General features: G+C 61.4%; 21 protein-coding genes. 1 reads left to right on the forward strand and 20 read right to left on the reverse strand.

The window, feature by feature from the left end:
• Window positions 1-3: 3 nt before the first annotated feature.
• From HY896_07095 to HY896_07170, 16 genes are all read right to left on the reverse strand, one after another.
• Entirely contained in the window at window positions 4-1,704 is a 1,701-nt protein-coding gene (locus HY896_07095) for a secretin N-terminal domain-containing protein (GenBank protein MBI5576117.1), read from the reverse strand.
• A complete protein-coding gene (locus HY896_07100; protein ID MBI5576118.1) occupies window positions 1,701-2,285 on the reverse strand; it encodes a hypothetical protein in 585 nt (194 codons plus the stop codon). Before HY896_07100 ends, HY896_07095 begins: the two co-directional genes overlap by 4 nt.
• Complete coding sequence (locus tag HY896_07105; protein MBI5576119.1) at window positions 2,282-2,878, reverse strand: hypothetical protein; 597 nt, start codon at window positions 2,876-2,878, stop codon at window positions 2,282-2,284. The genes HY896_07100 and HY896_07105 overlap by 4 nt, the downstream gene beginning before the upstream one ends.
• Entirely contained in the window at window positions 2,875-4,455 is a 1,581-nt protein-coding gene (locus HY896_07110; GenBank protein ID MBI5576120.1) for a hypothetical protein, read from the reverse strand. Before HY896_07110 ends, HY896_07105 begins: the two co-directional genes overlap by 4 nt.
• Window positions 4,456-4,458: 3 nt before the next feature.
• Window positions 4,459-5,262, reverse strand: coding sequence for a prepilin-type N-terminal cleavage/methylation domain-containing protein (locus tag HY896_07115; protein ID MBI5576121.1), 804 nt, complete (start codon window positions 5,260-5,262; stop codon window positions 4,459-4,461).
• Entirely contained in the window at window positions 5,262-6,470 is a 1,209-nt protein-coding gene (locus HY896_07120; protein MBI5576122.1) for a type II secretion system F family protein, read from the reverse strand. Before HY896_07120 ends, HY896_07115 begins: the two co-directional genes overlap by 1 nt.
• Window positions 6,470-8,167 (reverse strand): Flp pilus assembly complex ATPase component TadA, encoded by a 1,698-nt coding sequence (gene tadA / locus HY896_07125; GenBank protein MBI5576123.1) that lies wholly within the window; start codon window positions 8,165-8,167, stop codon window positions 6,470-6,472. Before tadA ends, HY896_07120 begins: the two co-directional genes overlap by 1 nt.
• 145 nt (window positions 8,168-8,312) lie before the next feature.
• Entirely contained in the window at window positions 8,313-8,891 is a 579-nt protein-coding gene (locus HY896_07130; GenBank protein MBI5576124.1) for a prepilin-type N-terminal cleavage/methylation domain-containing protein, read from the reverse strand.
• Window positions 8,892-9,210: 319 nt separating this feature from the next.
• Window positions 9,211-11,862, reverse strand: a complete 2,652-nt coding sequence (locus HY896_07135) for a replicative DNA helicase (GenBank protein MBI5576125.1) — start codon at window positions 11,860-11,862, stop codon at window positions 9,211-9,213.
• A gap of 25 nt (window positions 11,863-11,887) precedes the next feature.
• On the reverse strand, window positions 11,888-12,334 hold the full coding sequence (locus tag HY896_07140) for a 50S ribosomal protein L9 (GenBank protein ID MBI5576126.1): 447 nt from the start codon (window positions 12,332-12,334) through the stop codon (window positions 11,888-11,890).
• Between the two features lie 9 nt (window positions 12,335-12,343).
• Complete coding sequence (locus HY896_07145; protein MBI5576127.1) at window positions 12,344-12,625, reverse strand: 30S ribosomal protein S18; 282 nt, start codon at window positions 12,623-12,625, stop codon at window positions 12,344-12,346.
• A 65-nt stretch (window positions 12,626-12,690) separates the two neighbouring features.
• Window positions 12,691-13,095 (reverse strand): single-stranded DNA-binding protein, encoded by a 405-nt coding sequence (gene ssb, locus HY896_07150; GenBank protein ID MBI5576128.1) that lies wholly within the window; start codon window positions 13,093-13,095, stop codon window positions 12,691-12,693.
• A gap of 9 nt (window positions 13,096-13,104) precedes the next feature.
• Window positions 13,105-13,488: a 30S ribosomal protein S6 gene (rpsF, locus tag HY896_07155; GenBank protein ID MBI5576129.1), complete on the reverse strand. Its 384-nt coding sequence runs from the start codon at window positions 13,486-13,488 to the stop codon at window positions 13,105-13,107.
• Window positions 13,472-14,170, reverse strand: coding sequence for an aminoacyl-tRNA hydrolase (locus HY896_07160; GenBank protein MBI5576130.1), 699 nt, complete (start codon window positions 14,168-14,170; stop codon window positions 13,472-13,474). The genes rpsF and HY896_07160 overlap by 17 nt, the downstream gene beginning before the upstream one ends.
• Entirely contained in the window at window positions 14,154-14,819 is a 666-nt protein-coding gene (locus HY896_07165) for a 50S ribosomal protein L25 (protein MBI5576131.1), read from the reverse strand. The genes HY896_07160 and HY896_07165 overlap by 17 nt, the downstream gene beginning before the upstream one ends.
• 19 nt (window positions 14,820-14,838) lie before the next feature.
• Window positions 14,839-15,774, reverse strand: coding sequence for a ribose-phosphate pyrophosphokinase (locus tag HY896_07170; protein MBI5576132.1), 936 nt, complete (start codon window positions 15,772-15,774; stop codon window positions 14,839-14,841).
• A 347-nt stretch (window positions 15,775-16,121) separates the two neighbouring features.
• On the opposite strand from HY896_07170, the gene HY896_07175 reads away from it, so the two are divergent.
• Window positions 16,122-16,397 (forward strand): hypothetical protein, encoded by a 276-nt coding sequence (locus HY896_07175; protein MBI5576133.1) that lies wholly within the window; start codon window positions 16,122-16,124, stop codon window positions 16,395-16,397.
• Window positions 16,398-16,451: 54 nt separating this feature from the next.
• Here HY896_07175 and HY896_07180 read toward each other — a convergent pair whose 3' ends face one another.
• The 4 genes from HY896_07180 to HY896_07195 form a co-directional block, all read right to left on the reverse strand.
• Complete coding sequence (locus tag HY896_07180) at window positions 16,452-16,784, reverse strand: 4a-hydroxytetrahydrobiopterin dehydratase (GenBank protein MBI5576134.1); 333 nt, start codon at window positions 16,782-16,784, stop codon at window positions 16,452-16,454.
• A gap of 203 nt (window positions 16,785-16,987) precedes the next feature.
• Complete coding sequence (locus HY896_07185; protein ID MBI5576135.1) at window positions 16,988-18,661, reverse strand: dynamin family protein; 1,674 nt, start codon at window positions 18,659-18,661, stop codon at window positions 16,988-16,990.
• A 334-nt stretch (window positions 18,662-18,995) separates the two neighbouring features.
• Window positions 18,996-19,418 carry a universal stress protein gene (locus tag HY896_07190; GenBank protein MBI5576136.1) on the reverse strand — a complete coding sequence of 141 codons (423 nt, stop codon included), beginning with the start codon at window positions 19,416-19,418 and terminating at the stop codon, window positions 18,996-18,998.
• Entirely contained in the window at window positions 19,418-20,581 is a 1,164-nt protein-coding gene (locus HY896_07195) for a cation:proton antiporter (protein MBI5576137.1), read from the reverse strand. The genes HY896_07190 and HY896_07195 overlap by 1 nt, the downstream gene beginning before the upstream one ends.
• Between the last annotated feature and the right edge of the window lie 38 nt (window positions 20,582-20,619).

Genomic DNA, 20,619 nt, shown 5'->3' on the forward strand with positions numbered 1-20,619 from the left:
GCGTCACTCCCAGGGCTCGAGCCCCTTGGATTCCCCTTTGGTCCCGTATACCCATGGTTTCCCGCCCACGTGGTATCCACGGTCCGCGCGCAGGAGCCTCTCCTGCTCCAGGGCGGCGATCTCCGCAGCGTTGGAGTCCTGCAGAAGCCGCGGGGTGATAAGGATCACGAGCTCGGTCTTCTTCTTCGTCTGATCCGTGTTGCGGAAAAGGGCTCCCAGGAACGGTATGTCTCCGAGCAGCGGAACGCTTCTCACGACCTCCTGGGTTCGTTCCTGCATCAGGCCGCCGATGAAGACCGTCTGCCCCTCCGCCACGGTCACCATCGTGTTGGTCTCGCGTACGTCCACGATGGGAGCGGTATTTCCGTCGGGCGCGGTCGCGTTTCCGACCTTTTCGGTGATGGAGGGGTGTATGGCCAGCATGATCCTGCCGTCCCGCCCGATCTGCGGCGTCACGGAAAGAATTATCCCCTCGGTGATCGTATCGGGAGTGAAGGTCACGAAAGCCGCGGAGGTCGTCGTCGCCGGCGTGACCACGGCCCGGAAGAACACGTCCTGCCTGCCGATCCTGATGATCGCCTTCTGGTTGTTGAGAGTCGACACCTTCGGCGCGGACAGCACGTTGATCTGCCCCGACTGGGCCAGCGCGTCGATTACCGCATCGAACTTGCCTCCCGCGACTCCCACCTGGAACGCCGTGGTGCCGGCGGAGAGGGACTGTCGGGCGGTGGCCCCGCCGGAAAGCGCGCCGGTCAGGGAAACCGAGGTCAGGTCGGGAAGCGCCGTCCAGTTGATCCCGTATTGCGTGCGGTCGTCGAGCGTGATCTCGAGTATCTTCGTCTCGATGGTCACGCCGCTCCGGGAGCGCGCCTCGAGCGTCCGCAGGTACCGGTCCACCTTGTCCAGGTTCTCCCGGTAGTCGGTCACGGCGAGAGTGCCCGCTGCCTTGTTGATGGCGGCTTTGGCGTCTCCGCCGGAAAGGAGGGAATTCACCTCGTCCAGCATGCCGCTCCAAAAATCGAATTTCTCTTCGGTGGTTACGATGTTGCGGCTCTCGCTCTCACCGCCGGATGACGATCCGCCGGCCGTGGACGTGCTTCCGCCGGTCGTCGCGGAGCCTCCGCCGGTCGAAGTCGAGGCGGTGAGCGAGCCGGACCCGGCGCGGGAAGTCAGCAGATAGTCGACTCGGAATATCCGCGTCATCCGCTTCAAAGGAAGCACGCGCACGGTCTTTCCGTCCCGCTCCACCCGGCAGCCCACGAGTCCGCAAGCCTCGTCCATGATCTCGGTCGCAGTCGCGCCCTTTATGTCCATCGTCACGGAGCCCGATACATCGGATGAAAGAACGAGGTTGAGGTCGTTCTCCTTTGCAAGGGAGAGAAAAAGCTCGCGCGCGTCGGCGCCTGCCATCACCAGCGTGTATCGGCGCGGGGCTTTCCGGAATTCGTCGGGCGACCGCTTCGCCCCTTCCATGCCTGCGACCGGAGCATCCGGGAGCGGCGCGGTCGCGGAAGGGGCGCCTTCGACCTGACCTGCCCGCTTCGCCGGCGGCGCAGCCCCCCGGGAGACGACGGCGCCTGCCGGCTGTTCCTTCCGTAAGGCTTGCCGTCCGTAGCATCCGCACTGCGTTACGACAAGGACGGCGCATGCCGCAAACAGCATCCCGCGCAGCACGGGTCTGCGCCCCCTGAATTTCCCTTTCACAGGTTCCCTCCTCCGCCCTTGCCGCCACGAGGCATGGGTTTGAAAAGCTCCACCACGCGGGTCTCTCCGCCACTGCGCAACGTCACCGAATAGCGCTCCACCCGCTCCACCGTCCAGATCCCGATACGTTCGCCGACCGGAACGATCCGGCTGCCGAACAGCGCGAACCCCGATTGTCCCGAGACGACCGTCCCGCGCAGGACCGACGGCATGTCCCGGTCTCTCGCCGTTCCACCCATGCCTGCGGCGGTTTCGGTCGCGCGCACATCCGCGGAAGCATGCCGTCCCTTCCACTGCGGTACAAACGGATTTCTGTCCCACGACCAGGCGATCGCCCCCGCTGCCGGGGAGGAAGCCAGCGCCTTCCCGGCAGTCCCGCGATCGGGTGAAATCCCGCGCGATTCCGAACCGGCGGCTTCCGCAGCGCTCTGCCCCGCCGCCTGCGCGGGGGAGGGTTGCGCCGGAGACGTTCTTGCGGAGACGGCGGGGTAAAAAAACCTTGCGGCGACGGCGATAACGGCCAACGCCGCAAGGCCCGCCGCCACTCTCTTGTCCCCCATCAGCTCGCGCACCGATTTCATTGCGGCATGCCGTAGTACGCCGATAGATCCACAGTCGCCTCCATCTCCCCCTCTTTCTCCTTGACCGCGACGCTGCGGACCGACAGGAGCCGCTTCATTTTCGGGATGCCGTCCATAAATTCAGCCATATCCTTGTATCCGGAATGGAAAACGAGGCGAAGGCGAAGCTCCCCGAAGCCGTTGGCTTTGCCCTGTTCAGCGGGATGAGCCGCCCCCGGCCCCTCCGCAGCGCCGCTACCGGCAGTCTTGTCGTCCGTCGGCACGGAGATCCGCAGCCCCCCGAGATTGTGCAGAACCGCCCGCCGGGCGATCTCCGCCATCAGCCGGTCCATTTCATGCGATTCGGGCACCTTCTCCTTCCACTCCCGAACGGAGTCCTCCCATCCGTGCCCTTCCTTGCCGGCGGTCTGCGCCATATCCCCCCAGGCGCGCAGGGCGTTTCCCCTCTCGGCTTCCTTCGCGGCGACCTCCGCCCGCAGGCTTCGGATCTCCCGAATCTTCGGCGAAAACACGAGAAGGTACGAAACCGCCGTGAGGAGGACCAATACGCCGGCAACCGGAACCAGCGGGCTTTTCCCGAGGAGCTTTCTCATCTGCCCCCGCCTGTCCCTTCGCGCGGCAGTGAAAAACTCACGAGGAATTCCTGTTCGTACCCTCTTCCCTCTTCCGCCCTTAAGGGCCGCATTTCTTGTGGAGCGTAACGCGCTTCGGCGATCGTCCGCGTTTTTCCGACCGCAACGAGGAACGCGTTAACCTTCTCCTGGGCATCCGACGGGTCTTTCCCCCGTGCCTTGCCTCGCAATTCTCCGCGGAATGCGTCCCCCGAACGCTCGATGGTGAGGCTCGCGAACGCCACCTCCGCGGGTACCGACGCGCCGAGCGAGGCGAACAACGCCTTCCAGCCGTTGAAGGGAGCGGAAAGCGCCCGCTCTCCCGCGGTCGCGTCCTCGGCGGCCTTCCTTAGGGAGAGCCATGCGCCGAACTCCTCCTTCATTCCGTCGCCTGTCCGCACCCCTGAGGCGCTCCCCGAGAGCGCGAGACGGTACTCGTTCCGCGCTTTCTGCAGCCCCGCAAAAAGCCCCGCGTTGGCCGCCACGAACACCGCGAGGACGGCCGCGAATGCAATGAGGCTCCCGCGCCGCTCCTTTCGCCGCATCAATCCTTCCGGAAGCAGGTTGGCCTGCCCGGGCACCTGTCCCGCAACCGCAAGTCCTATGGGAACGCCGAACTCGGCCGCGTTTTCGTCCCTCACCACTCCGCAGGACGCCGCGATCGCGGGATGGGGGGAAATCTCGAGCTTGAGCCGGGCCCTTATGAGGCTCGCCGCCTCATCGGAAGGCGCACGTCCGCTCCAGTAAAGATTGCTGATCGATCCCCCTCGAGAGATCTGCCTGAAGTACAGAAGCGACCGGGTCAACTCCGTCACCAGCCGCTCGGCCATGGCTTCGGCGTCGCTCTGCGCGGCCGGAGGCGCCGGCTCCTGCCGGTCCTGGCCCAGATCGATGTTTTTATAGTCCGGCGGCTCCGGGGCCGCTACCGGCCGGAGAGGGGCTTCAAGCGCGAATTCCCTGGAGAACCGGAGCTTCCCGCCGTCCGAAATGCCGATCACGCAGCGGCCCGCTTCCGAATGGAGGAACCCTGCGAGGAGGTCTTTCTTTTCCTCCGGATGCAGGGACGCAAGGGCCAGAGGTATCGAGGCGATTCGTGCAGGAGAGATCCCGGCCTCCAGCAGCAGGAAGGTAAGCCGCTTTATCTCGAACTCCGGGGTGTAGACGGCGAGCACTTCCTGGCGCTCGATGCCTCCTTCCGACAATTTGCCGATCGCCTCTCCCGTAACCTTCATCTCGGCGATCGGCGTGGTGGTCTCCTGGGCCACCTTTCCCCGCAACAGCTCTATCCGCGCCTCGCCCGCCACGGGCGGGATCGTGTAAATCCTGTGCTCGATCACAGGCCCCGAATAGCCGACGAGAGCCCGCTTCGCGGCGAATCCGTTCCCGGAAAGGAATTCCCGCATGGCCCGCCCCACTGCGGAAGGCTCCCCCGCGGGCCTCTCCATCGAAGCCGTCCTGGTGACCTGGACGGGAAACGTGTTCGGAACGAACTCCACCGCCCGGATCAGCCTGGGGGTGATCTCCAGGGCCAGCATCTTCCCTTTAGGAGCCGCGCTCATTCTTCATCTCAGGTAAAGATTCAGTTGGGCCTGCTGGTTGTTGGACGGCACGTAGACCACCGCCTGGCCCGAAGTGACCGGACCCGCCAGGGAAAGCCTGCACGTGCCCGCCACTGCGTGCAAACCCGCGTGGTAACCGTTGAACGAATACGGGGGACCCGCCGCAGGGGGCAGCACGATGGACGCGGTCGCCTGGTTGCCGTTGTTCGAATAGTAGAACGCGATGGACGCCGTCATCTGCGGAAAAGCGCCGGGCTGCGGGTTCGGCAGGTACTGGCCGGCGGTGTTGTCCCAAACGTAGAGATTGACCAGCAGGCGTCCGTAGATGTTGACGGAACCGGAGGGATATATGATGTCGTCCGCATTCCCCATCGCCCGATCCGGCCCCGCGCTGCGGATTTGTCCCGCGCCGGGGTTGCCGTAAGCGTAGGCGGTGCCCCATGCGTCGTTCAGGTATCCCTGGGGGTCGAACCCGGTGTTCACATAAGGCCCGTACCATCCGATCTTCACGCCGAGAAATCCTCCGCCGCCCCCCCCCTGGGGCGGAGCGGGGAGAGGCGGAGCTGTCCTGACGTTCAGCTGGTCGATTCCCGCCGGCAGCCGGCCGACGTCGCCCACGAACCCTCCGGTCTGGATCTTCGTATCCCCGAGGATCACGCTCGAGATCTCCTCCATCTCCTTGCGCGTCGTTTCCTCCCTGGACTTGTCGATTATCTTCGCGGCGTAGGGCACCGCCATGGAGGCCAGGATGGAGATGATCGCGATCACTATGATCACCTCGATGAGGGAGAAGCCGCTCCGCCGCATCACTTCCCCCCCATCGCGCCTACCATCTTGTAAAGGGCCATGAAGAAGGAAAGGGCGGCTCCAAGGACGATCGTGGAAAGAACAAGCACGATTACCGGCTCGAGGATCGCGAAGGTCTTTTTCACGGCCCTTGGAATCTCCTCGTCGTAATATTGCGATACGTTCTCGAGGGTCACGTCCAGGTTTCCGCTGGTCTCGCCCGCTGAGACCATCCGCAGTACCATGGGCGGGAATTCCCCCGATTTACGCAGCGAGACCGAAAGCGCCCCGCCTGCGATCAAATCCTCCCGCGCGTTGCGTACGACTCTCGCGATGACGCGGTTGCCGATCAGCCTTTCCACGATCCACAGGGACTGGGTCATCTCCACGCCGGAACGGAAGAGCGAAGCGAGGTAGTGGCTGAACTGGCTGACTTCGATGGAACGTATAAGGTTCCCGATAACGGGGATTTTCAGCTTCCAGCCGTCCACCCGCAATCGTCCGCTCTCCGTGCGCTGGTAGAGCTTGAGAAGGACTGCGGCAAGGGCCGCGGCGGCCAAAAGCATGAGGCCCCTGTCGCGGAAGAACTCGCTTACCGCGATCACGATTCTCGTCGGCAGCGGTAACTCGACGGCCGCAGCCTTGAAGACCTGCATGAAACGCGGGAATACGAAAGCGAACAGGATGAATATGAGGCCCCCCACCGCGGTCACGACGGTCGCGGGATAATATGTCGCCTGCTTGATCGTCTTCGAGAGCTCCTCCTGCCATGTAAGGAAGCGCACGAGGTCCCCGAGGACCGCTTCGAGATTCCCGGTCGTCTCCCCGGACCGCACGATGTTCACGTAAATCTCGGGGAACGTCTCCGGGTGCAACGCGAAGGATTCGGAAAGCGACGCCCCCGACTGCAGGTTCCTCCTTACATCCTGTATCACTTCGCGGAAACCGGCATGTTCGGTCTGGTCGGCCAGGTCTCCCAATGCGGCCACGACGGAAACACCGGCGGCGACAAGCGTCTTCATGTGAAAGGTGAAAGGGATGAGGTCGGCCCGACTCGTTTTCTTCCGGAACAGGGACAGGCCGCCCGCATTCTTCCTCTCCCTGGCGCTCAACAGGTGGAGTCCCATTATCGATAGGGCGTCGCGCAGCCCGTTCTCGTCCGCAGCCGAGAGCGTCCCCCTGACGCTCTTTCCGTAGTCATCGACTGCGTTGTATTCGTAGTGCGCCATTACGTGACCCGAACCGCCTCATCCAGCGTGGTCATGCCCCGCAACGCCTTGGCGACCGCGTCCTCCCTCATCGTCTTCATTCCCTCGGCCTTCGCGGCGGCGAGGAGGTCCTGGCTGTTCCCGCGCTCCATCACGAGCCGGGTGATCGCAGGCGTGACTTCCATGATCTCGTAGACGCCTACCCGCCCGCGGAATCCCGTCCCGCCGCACTGACCGCACCCTGCGCCCTTGACAAGCCCCCCATTGACCGACTCCCGCGGAATGCCCGCGAGATCGAGCGTATCCGCCGACGGGATGTAGTTCGTCCTGCACTTGGAGCAGTTGGTCCGCATGAGCGTCTGCCCGACGATCGCACGGATCGAGGAAGCGACGAGGAACGGCTCCTGGCCCATGTTGATGAGCCGGGGGATCGCGCCCGCGGCGTCGTTGGTGTGAAGCGTGGAAAAGACGAGATGGCCGGTAAGGGACGATCGTATCGCGAGTTCCGCCGTCTCGGCGTCCCGCATCTCTCCCACGAGGATGACGTCGGGGTCGTGCCGCAGGATCGACCGCAGTCCCGCGGAGAAGGTCAGCCCGGCCTTCACGTTGATCTGGCACTGGCGGATGATCGGCAGCTCGTACTCAACCGGGTCCTCGAGCGTGATTATGCTTCGGTCGAGCGCGTTTATGTGGGAGAGTGCGGAATAAAGGGTCGTCGTCTTCCCGGAGCCGGTGGGTCCGCATACGAGGATGATCCCGTGCCTGCTTTCTATGGAGCGCTTGAACCTTGCGAGCGTCAGTTCGTCGAACCCGAGCGCTTCGAGGCCCAGGACCAGCCGCGTGCGGTCGAGGACGCGCAACACCATGTTTTCGCCGTGGGAGGTCGGAAGCGTGGAGACACGCAGGTCAACCTTCCGCTTTCCGATGTAGAAATTTATCTTGCCGTCCTGGGGGAGGCGGGTTTCCGCTATGTTCATTCCCGAAATGATCTTGACGCGGGCGGTTATGGCCGGCTGGAGAGGCTTAGGGAGCGAGGGCCCGGGCCGAAGTTTGCCGTCGATCCGGTACCTGACGCGGAAGATGCGTTCCTCGGGCTCGAAGTGGATGTCTGTCCCGCCTTCCTGCACGGCGGTAAGGAAGATCTGTTCCACAAGACGGACTATCGGCGCCCCGGCGGCGAGGTCGGAGTCAGAGACCCGCCCGGACTCCACCTGTCGGACGGACTTCTGGATGATCTCCTCGAGAGAACCTCCTCCCCCGTAGTACCGGTCGATGGAGGCCATGATGCTCGACTCCGCGGCCGAGACGACGTCGATCATGTAACCGGTCGCGCGGTGGACCTCGTCGATGGCCAGAATGTCGAAGACGTTCACCATGGCTATCGTCAAGCGGGGAGGCTCCAGCAGTATCGGGACGATCTTGTGCCGCCTCGCGAGCGACTCGGGCACGGCCTTGGTGGCGGCGGGTTCCACCAGGTAGTTGTCGAGCTGGACGAATGTGACGCCCGCCTCCGAGGCGAGCGCCGAGGAGATCAGCTCCTGGGTGACGAAACCCAGATTGATCAGTATCTCGCCGATCCGATCGCCGGTGCGCTTCTGCTCCCGCAGCCCGAGCTGCAGCTGGTCGGAGGTTATGACTCCGGCCTCGATAAGCCGCTCCCCCAGGAGCTTCCCCTTGCGGGGAGCCGCAGTCGCCGCACCTGCGTCGGACCTTTTCATCTTCTCTCCTTAATCCTTATTCCGCTTCCTTGCTCCGCACCGCCGCTCCCGGACATCCATGGCATCCGGCTGCTCTCGCAATCCCCGGCGACAAAAAAGCCGAAGAGTGTCTCTTCGGCTTTTTCTCTCCTCCCGATGACGCCTTCTACCGGATGCGGACGCCGACGTCGTCCCCACCCGGCGTGGTCGTCGCCGCGGCGATGTTCGTCTCTACGACTCCGTTCGGCCCCGCGGAGAGGACCCACACGGGAACCGGGGGTATCGCCGCGCTGACGAATTGAAGCGCGTTAATGACGTACGGTCTCCCCCATGGATCGGTGGTGAGCTGGGCCGTGTAAGGACCGTTCCACCGGTTATCCCCTGTGGCGGTGTAAGTATGCCCGTTCTGGACCAGGTGGGTATCGAGCTGATTCCAGGCCGCTCCGGCCGCAGCCCAGCCGGTTGCGCTGCCGAAGAATGCGGCGGTCGGGGTGGTGGCGCCGGTATACAGGCCGTTGTAGTTCGCCGTGGCTGTGTCGCGGTTCGGCCACCTTCCGAGGTCCTTATATGCGTTCGTCACGGCCGCCGCGAGCACCTGCTCTTCGTTCCTTGCCCGCGCCGTTCTCGAATCCTCTATGTATTTCGTGATGAAAGGCGTGAGGATCGCGGCAAGGATCGCGATGACCGCAACGACAACGACGACCTCGATCAACGTAAAACCCGAATCCTTTCTTTTCCGACCCATGAACTCCTCCTTCAGATACGGCCTTTGAGCCAAGGCTTATTTTTTTGCATTAATGAACCTAAATTCCCATTCGTTTACGGCTATTCACGCCTTTTTTCAAACCCATCCATGAATTGACGTATCGGAAAGAAAGTGAAAATCTTCATCATCAGAAGGAAAATAATTACCCATCCATTGCGAAAATATCGTTTTCAGGGGGAAATCTCATTGATTCCGGCAATATTACGATTATGACTGTCGAGTTTGCACCGGGGTGAATTTTCCCGGCTTCATTGACAGGCCGTGATTGCCGGATTAATCGGAAACGGCGAACGGCGGGTTATTCGTAATCCTTCGCCAGGTCTTCGAAGCGGGTGTAAGGGTTAAGGAAAGCGAGTTTGACGTCGCCGGTCGGGCCGTTGCGGTGCTTCCCGACGATCACTTCGGCGATCCCTTTCTTGTCTTCAGGGGTGTTTTCCTTTTCGTACATTTCTTCCCGATAGATAAATAGTATCAAGTCCGAATCCTGTTCTAAAGCCCCGGAATTATGAGAAATTATTCCGTCCGCAAGCCATGAGGATGGTCCCGGAACCGTTAAATCGAACGCTTCCTCGGCTCCATCCTGTTTCAGGTCAACCACCCGATCCCAGAACAAATCGCTGTTCACCCACTTAAGAAGAGCAGCATCATCGAGGAGACCGGCGTATTGCGCAAGCGTATCTCGAGAAGGCGCGAAAGCAAAATGCGCGTTACCTCCATAGGAAGTGCCGCGCAATTCTGCCATTGCACGTTGGGATATTCCCATGGCATTCATTGCTTTCTTCACATGCTGGAACACTTCCTCGGGCAAGGTATCCACATTGGTATTCGACTCGACGAACGCCAATTCGTTCCAAAGTTTATCGGCTGGAATGATTCGCGGACCGAATGCTCCTACCGTCTCCAAAAAATGTTTCTGTTGTTCGGCGCCGGAGACATACACATTGAAAACCGGGCGGTAATTTGCTTTATGCACCGTGCGTATCCTGGAAACGATTCCAAGCCGCAACAGAAGTGCGGCCACGTCTTTCGCCAGACCTTCGCTTGACGAACAGAAATACACTCCCGCCGACCCCCTGGATCCCTCCTTGCGACAACATATGCTTCCGTCCGTCGCCCAGAGATGCCTCAGCAACAACGCAATCTGTTCGTTGTCGAATCGGAAGACCTCGGCAGGTAGTCTCTTTTCGTGCGACCGCTGTCCGAAGATCCCCAGTTCGCGCAACCAAAGATTGACACCGGCCGGATGCCAGCGGTTGCCGTTCCCGCTGATCATCAACTGGTGCCATTTTCCCCGCCCCCGATAACGGGTCACCTTCGCTCCAAACTCGTTTTCAGCCGCCTGGGTAACGGCAAGGCTGTTTTCTTCGGAAGCGGTCGTATACCGCATCGGTTGATTGCTCAGATAGCTGCCATCACCGACGAGTTGTCCCAGCAAGGCAATCCTGTCTTCCGGCCACCGGACGATGCGGGAGGGTTCGGGGACCCTGCGGGCAATCGCAAGCCGCTCGCCCGGTTTCATATCCTTTACGCGCACCCATCCGCAGGCTCCGTAAAGCAGATGTTCCTCCGTGGCACGGATGGTGCGACCGCTCGCCAGGGTGATCCGCATTACCGGCTTCTCTCCCACGGACCAGATCTTGTCGCTCCATGCGGGGACGATGCGCCCCTCGGAGGACATCGCCCAAACTTCGGCCTGTTTTCCCACCAGTTCCCGAATGGGCACCCTGCAGCCATCCGTCGTCATGACGAGAGTATCACCCGTCACGCACTCCCTCAAATCAGACATCAGCGGGCGCTTATCCGTGCGATTTTCCACGCTGCGGCTGAGCTGCGAGATGGCAAGGAGAGGGATGTTCAGCTCCTTCGCAAGCGCCTTCAGTGAGCGGGAGATCTCCGATACCTCCTGCACGCGGTTATCAGAGGAACCTCGGAAGGTCGCCCCCCGCATCAACTGGAGGTAGTCGACCACCATCAGCCCGATGTCCTTCTCTTTCTTTAGCCTGCGCGCCCTCGCCCGCAGCTCGAGGGCGGTGAGGGAATCGGAGTCGTCGATGAAGATCGGTGCTTCGGAGAGCCTGCCGACCGAAGCGACGATCCGGTTCATCTCCTCCTGCGCCAGGTACCCGCTCCGCATCTTGCGGGAGTTGACGCGCGCGTCGGAGCAGATCATCCGGAGCGCGAGCTGGTGGCGGCTCATTTCCAGCGAGAAGATCGCCACGGGCAGCTTGTACCTTATCGCCGCGTTCCGGGCGACATCGAGGCAGAAGGCGGTCTTCCCCATGCTGGGGCGCGCCGCGACGATGACCATGTCCGACCGCTGGAAGCCGGAAGTGAGCTGGTCGAGATCCCGGAAGCCCGAAGGAACCCCTGTGATCAGCTCCTTCTTCTCGTAGAGCTTCTCGATCTCCTTCATCGACTCCTTGGCCATCTCCGCCATCGAATAGTAGGAGGGCTTGATCTTCTCCTCGGCGATCGCGAAGATCGCCTGCTCCGTCTGGTCGAGGAACTCGTCGACCTCGGAGACCCCCTGGAACGCCGAGGTGCTGATCTGCTGCGCCACTGCGATCGCTTTTCGAAGGATCGCGGTGTTCTTCACCAGCCGTGCGTATTCGCCTATGTTGGCGGAAGTGGGAACGTTCTGGATGAGATCGGAGAGGTACGCGAGCCCGCCGACTTCCTCCTCCACCCCCCGGTCCTTGAGGGCGGTGGAAAGGGTGAGCTGATCGATCGCACGTCCCCTGTCGTACAGGTCGACCATCGCGGAGAAAAGGGTTCGATGCGACCCCTGGTAGAAGTCATCCGCGCGCAGGATCTCCAGCGCGGAGTTCATGAGGTCGTTGTTGAGAAGAATGGATGCGAGCACCGCCTGTTCGGCGGCAAGGTTGTGCGGGGGAACACGGAGCAGGGAGGTGTCGGTGCCGGGAGACGGCGTCGGCCGCGAACCGTTCATTGACACCTCCCGCGCCCTTGAATCGCTACGATTCCGCCACCACGCTCACGGAGATTTCGGGAAGGTGGTCTCCCCCCGCCTTCACTTTCACCTTGTAATCTCCAAGATGCTTTATGGGATCGGGCAGCTGGACAAGCTTCCGGTCGACCGGGACGCCTGCCTTTTCGAGCGCCTCGGCAATGTCCCGTGACGTGATCGCGCCGAAAAGCTTTCCCTCCTCGCCCGCCTTGGCGGGGATAGTGACGGAGACGGCCGCGAGTTTCGACGCCAGCGATTCGGCCGCCTTGAGGGACTTCTTCACCCTGGCCTCGATCACCCGCTTGTCGTGCTCGAGTGTCTTCAGGTTCCGGAGGTTCGCAGTCACGGCCAGCCGCCGCGGGATCAGGAAATTGCGCCCGTACCCGTCGGCCACCTTGACGATGTCGCCCGCCTTCCCCAGCTTCTCGATATCTTCGCGCAGAATGACCTTCATGCCCCCCTCCTACCGGACCTGCGTGGCGGTGAACGGGATCAGGGCCACGATGCGAGCCTTCTTGATTTCTACGGTCAGCTTCCGCTGGTGGCTGGCGCAGACCCCCGAGATGCGCCGTGGGACGATCTTCCCGCGCTCGGAAATGAACTGCTTGATCATGTAGACGTTCTTGTAGTCGAGCTGAAGTTCCTTTTCCGCGCAGAACCGGCAGAACTTTTTCCTGACGTAACGCTTCTTCGGCCCTCCCGGCCCGCCTCCTTCGCGGGGACCGTTATGCCGGGGTCTCATCATCGCGCTCATCGTTCCTGTTCCTCCTGGTTATCCATCATTTGAATGGTATCGTTTCGTACCGTCGCTCAGAACGGAGTGTCGTCGTCGATGCCTTCGGCGGCCGGCGCGGACGCGCCTTCCTGGGCGCCCTTCCCCTGCCCGCCGCCCGGCGCGCCGAGGAACTGGACGTTTTGCGCCACCACCTCGATCTTGCTGCGCTTGACCCCTTCAGTCTCCCACCGCCGCTGCCGGAGCCGCCCCTCCACCAGGACGGGCCGTCCCTTGGAAAGGTATTCCGCGCAGTTTTCCCCCTGCTTGCCGAACACCACGATGTCGAAGAAGGACACGTCTTCCTTGACCTCGTTGTTCTGGCGGAAGCGGGAATTCACCGCGATCCCGAAGCTGGTTACCGAGAGGCCGGAGGGCAGATAACGAATCTCCGGATCCCGGACGAGATTTCCGGCCAGGATGACCCGGTTGAAAGTGACCATAGGGGTCTCCTACTGGGCCGGTGCGGCCGGAGGCGCGCCTTCCGCCGGCGCCTGTTCTTCCGGTGCGGACGGGGGCTCGGCGGCCGCCGCCTTCCCCTTGATTTCCATTTCCACGCGGGACGTCATATGGCGCAGGATCCCGTCGAAGATCTTTATGTTGCGCTCCACTTCCTCCACTACGCCGCGGTTTCCGGAGTAGGTGAGGAACGTGTAGAACGCGTTGACCTTCTTGCGGATCTGGTAGGCCATCTTGCGGTTTCCCCAATCGTCCTGCTTCAGGACCTCCCCCTGGTATGAAGCGACCACCCCCGCCAGTTTGGCGAGGAACTCCTTGCGGCGCTCTTCGGGGAGTTCGGGGTCGAACAGAATGACGGTTTCATACTTCTTCGGCATTGGGATTCTTAGCCTCCTTTCGGCTGATCGAGCCCCCGGACTTTCCGCCGGGAGCAAGGAGTATTTCGCCCTCCGCCGTTTTCGGGGAGGGACAGGTGCGTTTTGCGTTCCAGCGCGTCATCGCCTTGTCGAAACCGTCTCTCATGATATCCCGGACGGCCTCCCCGGCGGCGGCGACTCCGCCGAGAAAAATTTCGCGGACCTCAGTAGCCGGCGGCGAAAGAACGTAGTCCGCCGGGTCCACACCTTCCGGCGGCCTTCCGACCCCGACCCGGACCCGCAGAAACGACAAAGTCCCCAATTCCGCCTGAAGGGAGCGCAGGCCGTTGTGCCCGCCCGTCCCACCGCCCCGCTTGAGCCTTACCTGGCCCGGGGGAATATCCAGATCGTCGTGGATGACGATCAGGTCCTCGGGGGATTCGGCATAGTTCCTGTAGACCGGCGCAACCGCGACGCCGCTCAGGTTCATGTACGTAAGCGGCCGCGCAAGGAGGACGGCGACTTCTTCCGCCTCGCCCGTACCGCACTCGAGGTTCCCGGTTCGGGAAAGCCTCGCTCCAAGAGAGCGCGCCAGCCGCTCCACCGCCAGAAACCCTGCGTTGTGGAGCGTCCCGGCGTACCTGCGGCCCGGATTCCCCAGGCCTACGACCAGGAGATCCGGCCTGCTACGGCTTTTCCTTATCCTTTTCAGCGGGCTCCGCAACACTGGCGCCCTCCGCAGCCTCCGCGCCTTCCTCCGGCGTAGGCGTTACAACTTCCTCGACCCTCGGCGTGTGGACCGAGGCGATGGTCATCTTCATATCCTTTTCCACCGGCTGGACGCCTTCGGGGAACGTTACGTGCCCAAGCTGCATGGACTGGCCGATCCCGAGGTGCGACACGTTCAACTCGATGAACTCGGGAACGTTGTCCGGCGTGCACTCCACTTCAAGCGACCGGACGACCTGCTCCATAACGCCGCCAAGCTCGATCCCGGCCGCCTTGCCCCGCAGCTTGATCGGCACTTCGATCCGGAACTTCCGGCCGAGCGCCACCTCGTAGAAGTCCACGTGGATGACACGGTCCGTCCGCGGGTCCGTCTGCACTTCCTTGAGGACCGCGAACGACTCGCTCGCACCGGAATCTCCCTCCACGTTCATCTTGACGACCACCGTCCCCCGCCGGGCGGTGGTAAGGAATTTCTCCAGGGAGCGCCGCTCGAATTCCAGCGCCCGCGTCTCGAGCCCCTTCCCGTATATGATACCCGGAACCTTTCCCTGCACGAGCCGCTTCCGGTTGATCTCCTTGCCGGTGCCTTGGCGGCGGGCCGCCGCCAGTTCCATCATGGCCATGTCTTCGCTCCTTATATCCCTATACGAACAATGAACTGACGGAATCGTGGAAATGGATACGCTTTATGGCTTCTCCCAACAATCCGGCCACCGACAGCACCCTGAGCTTCCTGCACGATGATTTCGCTCCGAGAGGAATGGTGTCAGTGACCACCAGCTCTTCGATATCGGATTTTTCGAGCCGCTCGATCGCAGGCCCGGAGAGGACGGGGTGAGTGGCCAGCGCGAACACCCGTTTTGCGCCTTCCTTTTTAAGGGCGTTGGCCGACATCACGAGCGTTCCCGCCGTATCGACCATATCGTCGAGAAGGATCGCCGTTTTGCCTTCCACATCTCCGATGATGTTCATCACTTCGGCGACGTTCGGCATTATGCGCCGCTTGTCGATGATCGCCATGGGCGAATGAAGGCGCTTGGCGAACGCGCGCGCACGCTCCACTCCTCCCGCGTCGGGGGACACGATGACGATGTCGTTCCCGTAGTTTGCCTTTATGTAATCGAGCATCACCGGCGCGGAGTACAAGTGGTCCACCGGAATGTTGAAAAAGCCCTGGATCTGGCCGGCGTGGAGGTCAACCGTCAAAACGCGCGAGACTCCCGCAGCGGTCAGGAGATCCGCGATCAGCTTGGCGGTGATCGGTGCGCGGGGAAGCACCTTCCTGTCCTGACGGGCATACCCGTAATACGGAATGACCGCCGTCACCCGCTTGGCGGATGCGCGCTTGAGCGCGTCCATCAGGATCAGCAGCTCCATAAGGTTGTCGTTCACGGGAGGACAGGTCGGCTGGACGATGAACACGTCCACGCCGCGCACGTTCTCCCGGATCTCCACGTTGATCTCGCCGTCGCTGAACCGCCGCACTTCCGCGGCCGCAAGCGGAATGCAGAGAAACGCGCAGATCTCTTTCGCCAGCTCCACGTTGGCGTTACCCGAGAAAAGCTTGAGTCTGGCCACACCCTTCCCCTGTAGGGAGATTTCCGCAACCGAAAGTATGGAATCATATACTTCCCTCCGCAACTTGGCAAGCGGAAAAGGAGCGGAATTCCTGCCGAAGAAAATTCAAATTCGGGCGCGAACTGTTTCTTATCACCGCCGGAACATTGAGGCTGCACACCCGCCCGGCTTCGACCTTCCCCATTTGGGGAAACGACTCCCGATTCGGGTAACCAACGGAGCGACATCAATCCTTCCTGAAATAAAATATCCTTACGTTTCATGCAGTTTTGCTTTAGCCCAATCTTGGCATAATCCTTGAGTCAGATACATTGCGATTCGATTATATCCTTTGGAGGTGGGTAAAGATGAAGAAGTTCCTGGCGTTGATGGTGGCGTTGGTGTTCGCCGTTACGTGCTTCGGCACCGTGATGGCGGCGGAGCCCAAGGCTGCGGCCCCGGCCGAGCCGGCGAAGGCTGCTCCTGCGGCTGAGAAGAAGGAAGGCGAGAAGAAGGAAGAGAAGAAGAAGAAGCCGGCCAAGAAGAAGGCAGCGAAGAAGAAGGCCGACAAGAAGGAAGAGAAGAAAGACGAGAAGAAGGCAGAGCCCATGAAGCCCGCGGAGCCGATGGCGCCGAAGAAGTAACGAACGATCCGCACGCGGTATACCCGGGGCAGGGGGCCAACCTCCTGCCCTTTTCTATTCCCCCGCCAACGCGTTCACCTTCGCGGCCATGACGAAATCGTTCTCGTGCAGCCCCCTGATCTTGTGCGTATGGAAGGATACCGTGCAGTAACCCCATCCGACCGAAATGTCGGGGTGGTGGCCTTCAAGTTCCGCCAGGTCACCGATCTTGCGGGCGAAATCCATTGCCGACGCGAAATCCTTGAAACGGAATGTTCGCTCGATCTTCGCAGCTCCCCCCGCAATCGTCCATCCGGGAGTTTCCTCCAGGAATGCCTGCGCTTCCTCTTCCGGAAAGGGGGAAACCCCGCCCCGGCAGGGGACGCATTTCTTTTCCGCGAGACCCATGCGGCATTCTCCGGCCGACAGCCCCTCTTCAGCCGCGGGCGCTTATTTTTTTTAAGCGACCGTAGGCTGTACCATCCGACAGCCCCTCTTCAGCCGCGGGCGCTTGGTCTTTTTTGTCGGCACCGTCGGCTGCAAGGGGGCATGGAATAATAAGATGCGAAAACCGGGAAAGAGAAACGACGGGAGGCCGGATTCTTTTTCTGTTAACCCGAAGACGGGGAGGCCTCAAGCCGTTGCAGCTCTTCCAGGGCTTCCCTGATATCGCCTCTACGGTCTTCGGCGTTCTCGACGAGACCCCGGATCGTTGCGAGCTCGTCCCCCATGAACTCCGTCGATTGGCGGGCGAGGCCGCCGATCGAACGGTTCACGGCGTCGGACCATTGGGAGGCAAGACGGGATAGGTTCTTTTCCACCTCCCAGACTATCTGCTTCCGGAAGTGGCGGAACGCGAATCCCCGGAAAATTCCCATCGGGATCAGGAACCAGAGCAGGTCGATCTGCGTATCGAATGTCTTCCCTACCCGGACGTCGGGGCGCGTCGGTTCCTCGATCTCGGCATGGAACTGCGCCCCGGTGAAGGAAATCCCCAGGGCGCGCTCGATCTCCTTCCCCAGCCGGTCCTGGAACGCACGGACCGATCGCTGGAAGCCGGACTGAGCTTCGACCAGAAACCCCGCGAGGTGCGTTTCACCGTAAAAAGAGACCTCCGCGAGCCGTTCCCCGAGGGATACGAGCAGCCACTCACGGAACGATTTCGTCACCTTCGCCAGGTTTCCCCTCCACTCCTTTTCCACCTCGTCGAGATCCCGGTTCATCAGGTTCCGGATCTCCGCGTGATACGAATGGAACCGCTCCCCGGCAACCGTCCGCACGCGGGATTCAAGGTCGCGGACCTTCAGGCCGATCTCGGCCTTCACGAACCCGAGATCGCCGTCCTCGCGGGACATTGCCTCCCGCAGGTCCTCCCGCGCCTTCCCCGCGGCTTCCGCGGCATGGTTCGCAAGAAGCAGATATTGCCGGCATCCGCCGATGAGGAACCGGATCTTGTGTACGACGATCTCCTCGAATGTTTCCTCCCGCCGTTCGACGATCCGGCGGAAGAGGTGGTCCCGGACAGCGCTCCGCAAGTTGTCGAAGCCGGGACGGTTGGAGAACGGCAGGATCGCCACGTCCTTTCCCGTGTGCCGGTGGACCTGCCGCTTCGTGAACTCGACGACCGATTCAAGCTGTTCGGCAGAGACAAGATCTGCCTTCGTCAGAAGGATCGCCGTCTCGGGGGTGTGCCGGAACACTTCCAGCAGAAGATTGAGGTCCTGTTCGGAAAGGGGATGGTTGACGCTCACGGCGACGAGCGCCCCCCCGACCCGGGGAAGCCAATCCATGGAGACCTGCGTGTTGTGAGCGAAAATGCTCCCCAGCCCCGGGGTATCCACGAACCTCATCCCGCGAAAACTCACCAACGCCGGCAGCTCCACGTCCACGATCGATACTTCCTTTTCGTTCCCGGGATTCTTCTGCTCGGTCACGAATTCGGACAGGTCATCGAGAGGGATCTCCTCATCGCTCCCGTTCTGATGCCGGACGGCGGCGCGCTCCGACGGCCCGTGTCCGATCCGGGTGATCACGGCGGTGGCCGGGAGAACGTTGACGGGCAAAACATTCCTGCCGATGAGACCGTTGAGGAATGAACTCTTGCCGGCCTTGAACTGGCCGAGAACGGCGACGTCCACAACTCCGTGCTCCCGCAGCACCTCCTCGCCGGCCCGGAGCTGTGGGAGAAGGGAATCGACGCGAAACTCGCGGCAGATGCGTTCGAGACGGGAGACGACCGCCTGCCGGGAATCGGCGGCGTTCGTTTTCAGGTTGGAATTGCCCATCGTGTCAATCCTCCGCCTGGGTTATCGGCGATACCCGACGGGTCCGCCGCGCCGTCAACGCCTCCCGATACCTTGTTATACGCATAGTCAGCTTCTCCCTCAACTTCCCATATTCTCACCGGTACCAGGAAAAGGCAGGAGCGGAGGTTGCGGAACGGGTCGATCTCCGGCGGGATATTGCATGGCCCGCATATTTCAACCATACGGGGATCGTCCTCCCCGCTCACACCTATGGGTATCCCCCCTGCGCAATCGCACACGCAATGGGAAGGCGTATCGGGGACGGCTTCAACCGTCCGACGGTACGGACATGCCTGGAGGGATGCGACTCCCCCTATTTCACGATGATCACCGTGCAAGGAGACAACCTCACGAGGTTCTGGGATGTGCTCCCCCAGATCCGGTCGTACAGATGGGAAAGCCCCATGAATCCGATGACCATCAGGTCGAAATTCCCGGATTTCGCGTACTCCAGGATGGCCTGCACTTCATGGCCCGAAAGGATTTTTACGGTCAGTGGCACTCCCGCCTTCTCCGCTTCTTCCTGCGCCCGCGCGGTGAGATCGTCGAAGAACGCCTTTGCCTCGCTGCTCGCCTCCATCACCTCGCCGACGGTGGCCGCGTACACAGGAAGTTTTTCACGGACGGAGATGCAATGGACGACCCCTTTGAATTTGGCTGCCACGGACAACCCCGCCGCAAGCGCTTTCCACCCATGCTCGGAACCGTCGTGGGCGACCAGGATTTTCGAATACATTATCTTTCCTCCCTTTGCGATCCTTCGGGAATGGCCTCATAGACATATTCCGCTTCCGGCGGTTCCGGTTCGAACCACCGCTGGGCGATGAAAGTCGGCACCACCGCGGTGAGAATGACGGTTGCCACCAGCAGGGAAAATTGGGTCCTGTCGATAAAGCCCGCCGACAGGCCGTACATCGAGGAGATCGTGCCGAAGGTGAGCCCCGTGCTCATCAGGAGCGTCGTGTAGGAGGCATCCTCCGGCGCGTATTTCTTCGCCAGGGGATAGACGCCGGCGATCTTCGCCACCATCTTCACCGCGAACAGACCCCCCAGCAGGCCCATGTTTGCGGCGAGATCTTGCAGGTTCACGTTCATCCCTCCCTTGATGAAGAAGAAGGGTGTGACCATTGCGAACCCGATGATACGGACCTTGCGCTGCAGGTCCCGGTTCCCCCGGAAATACCTGGAAAGGGCCAACCCGAAGACGAAGACGGGAAGGACGGCATGGCTCTTGCCCAACTTGGCGATATACATGAATAAGAACAACAGGAGGAACAGGAACTTGACCTCCGGTTCTATCACCCGGTTGCCGAAGCGCTTGAACAGGGACGGGATGAATTTGGGTCCAAGCCAAATCAGCCCCGCAGAGACAAACACGAAGACGATCGTATATACATTCCCCTCGGCGAATACCAGGGAGAGCGCAAGCGCTGTCCCGATATCGGTGACGAAGCAAGCGGCCATTATTAGCTTTCCGATCGGCGTTTCGGTCAATCCCGTTTCCACGAGAACCGCGTATATGACGGCAAGCGATGTGGTGGAAAGTGCGCATCCGGCTATGAGCGATGCATTCCAGGACCAGCCGCCGAGGTAATAGCAGAAAAGGACGGCCAGTGTGAACGGCGCAAAAAAGGAAAGCGATCCGATCCACATGCTCTCCTTGAACTTTTCCCGGAATAGATCGGGGTCCACCTCGGCGCCTGCGAGGAACGTCAGCAGGATTCCGGCGAACCCCGCAAGGAAGTCGACCCATTCCGTCGTATGCAAACCCAGGAAATTCCCCCCGATCACCCCCACCATTATCTCCACGATCGCTACCGATACAGCCGCCTTGATGGAGATGACCGACGCCGCGAAGATCAGCGCCGCCATCCCCAGTGCTAAAGCCGCTTCTTGCATCTTTTTTCCTCCCTAAGCCCGCATTTCTCACCATGGTC

It is taken from the genome of Deltaproteobacteria bacterium, from assembly GCA_016218975.1.
Taxonomy (GTDB): Bacteria; Desulfobacterota; Deferrimicrobia; order Deferrimicrobiales; family Deferrimicrobiaceae; genus JAENIX01.

Bases quoted from the DNA above. Each gene is read 5' to 3' on its own strand.
- HY896_07100 (MBI5576118.1), bottom strand. From the start codon at position 2,285: ATGAAATCGGTGCGCGAGCTGATGGGGGACAAGAGAGTGGCGGCGGGC.
- HY896_07105 (MBI5576119.1), bottom strand. From the start codon at position 2,878: ATGAGAAAGCTCCTCGGGAAAAGCCCGCTGGTTCCGGTTGCCGGCGTA.
- HY896_07110 (MBI5576120.1), bottom strand. From the start codon at position 4,455: ATGAGCGCGGCTCCTAAAGGGAAGATGCTGGCCCTGGAGATCACCCCC.
- HY896_07115 (MBI5576121.1), bottom strand. From the start codon at position 5,262: ATGCGGCGGAGCGGCTTCTCCCTCATCGAGGTGATCATAGTGATCGCG.
- HY896_07120 (MBI5576122.1), bottom strand. From the start codon at position 6,470: ATGGCGCACTACGAATACAACGCAGTCGATGACTACGGAAAGAGCGTC.
- tadA (MBI5576123.1), bottom strand. From the start codon at position 8,167: ATGAAAAGGTCCGACGCAGGTGCGGCGACTGCGGCTCCCCGCAAGGGG.
- HY896_07130 (MBI5576124.1), bottom strand. From the start codon at position 8,891: ATGGGTCGGAAAAGAAAGGATTCGGGTTTTACGTTGATCGAGGTCGTC.
- HY896_07135 (MBI5576125.1), bottom strand. From the start codon at position 11,862: ATGAACGGTTCGCGGCCGACGCCGTCTCCCGGCACCGACACCTCCCTG.
- HY896_07140 (MBI5576126.1), bottom strand. From the start codon at position 12,334: ATGAAGGTCATTCTGCGCGAAGATATCGAGAAGCTGGGGAAGGCGGGC.
- HY896_07145 (MBI5576127.1), bottom strand. From the start codon at position 12,625: ATGATGAGACCCCGGCATAACGGTCCCCGCGAAGGAGGCGGGCCGGGA.
- ssb (MBI5576128.1), bottom strand. From the start codon at position 13,095: ATGGTCACTTTCAACCGGGTCATCCTGGCCGGAAATCTCGTCCGGGAT.
- rpsF (MBI5576129.1), bottom strand. From the start codon at position 13,488: ATGCCGAAGAAGTATGAAACCGTCATTCTGTTCGACCCCGAACTCCCC.
- HY896_07165 (MBI5576131.1), bottom strand. From the start codon at position 14,819: ATGGCCATGATGGAACTGGCGGCGGCCCGCCGCCAAGGCACCGGCAAG.
- HY896_07175 (MBI5576133.1), top strand. From the start codon at position 16,122: ATGAAGAAGTTCCTGGCGTTGATGGTGGCGTTGGTGTTCGCCGTTACG.
- HY896_07180 (MBI5576134.1), bottom strand. From the start codon at position 16,784: ATGGGTCTCGCGGAAAAGAAATGCGTCCCCTGCCGGGGCGGGGTTTCC.
- HY896_07185 (MBI5576135.1), bottom strand. From the start codon at position 18,661: ATGGGCAATTCCAACCTGAAAACGAACGCCGCCGATTCCCGGCAGGCG.
- HY896_07190 (MBI5576136.1), bottom strand. From the start codon at position 19,418: ATGTATTCGAAAATCCTGGTCGCCCACGACGGTTCCGAGCATGGGTGG.
- HY896_07195 (MBI5576137.1), bottom strand. From the start codon at position 20,581: ATGCAAGAAGCGGCTTTAGCACTGGGGATGGCGGCGCTGATCTTCGCG.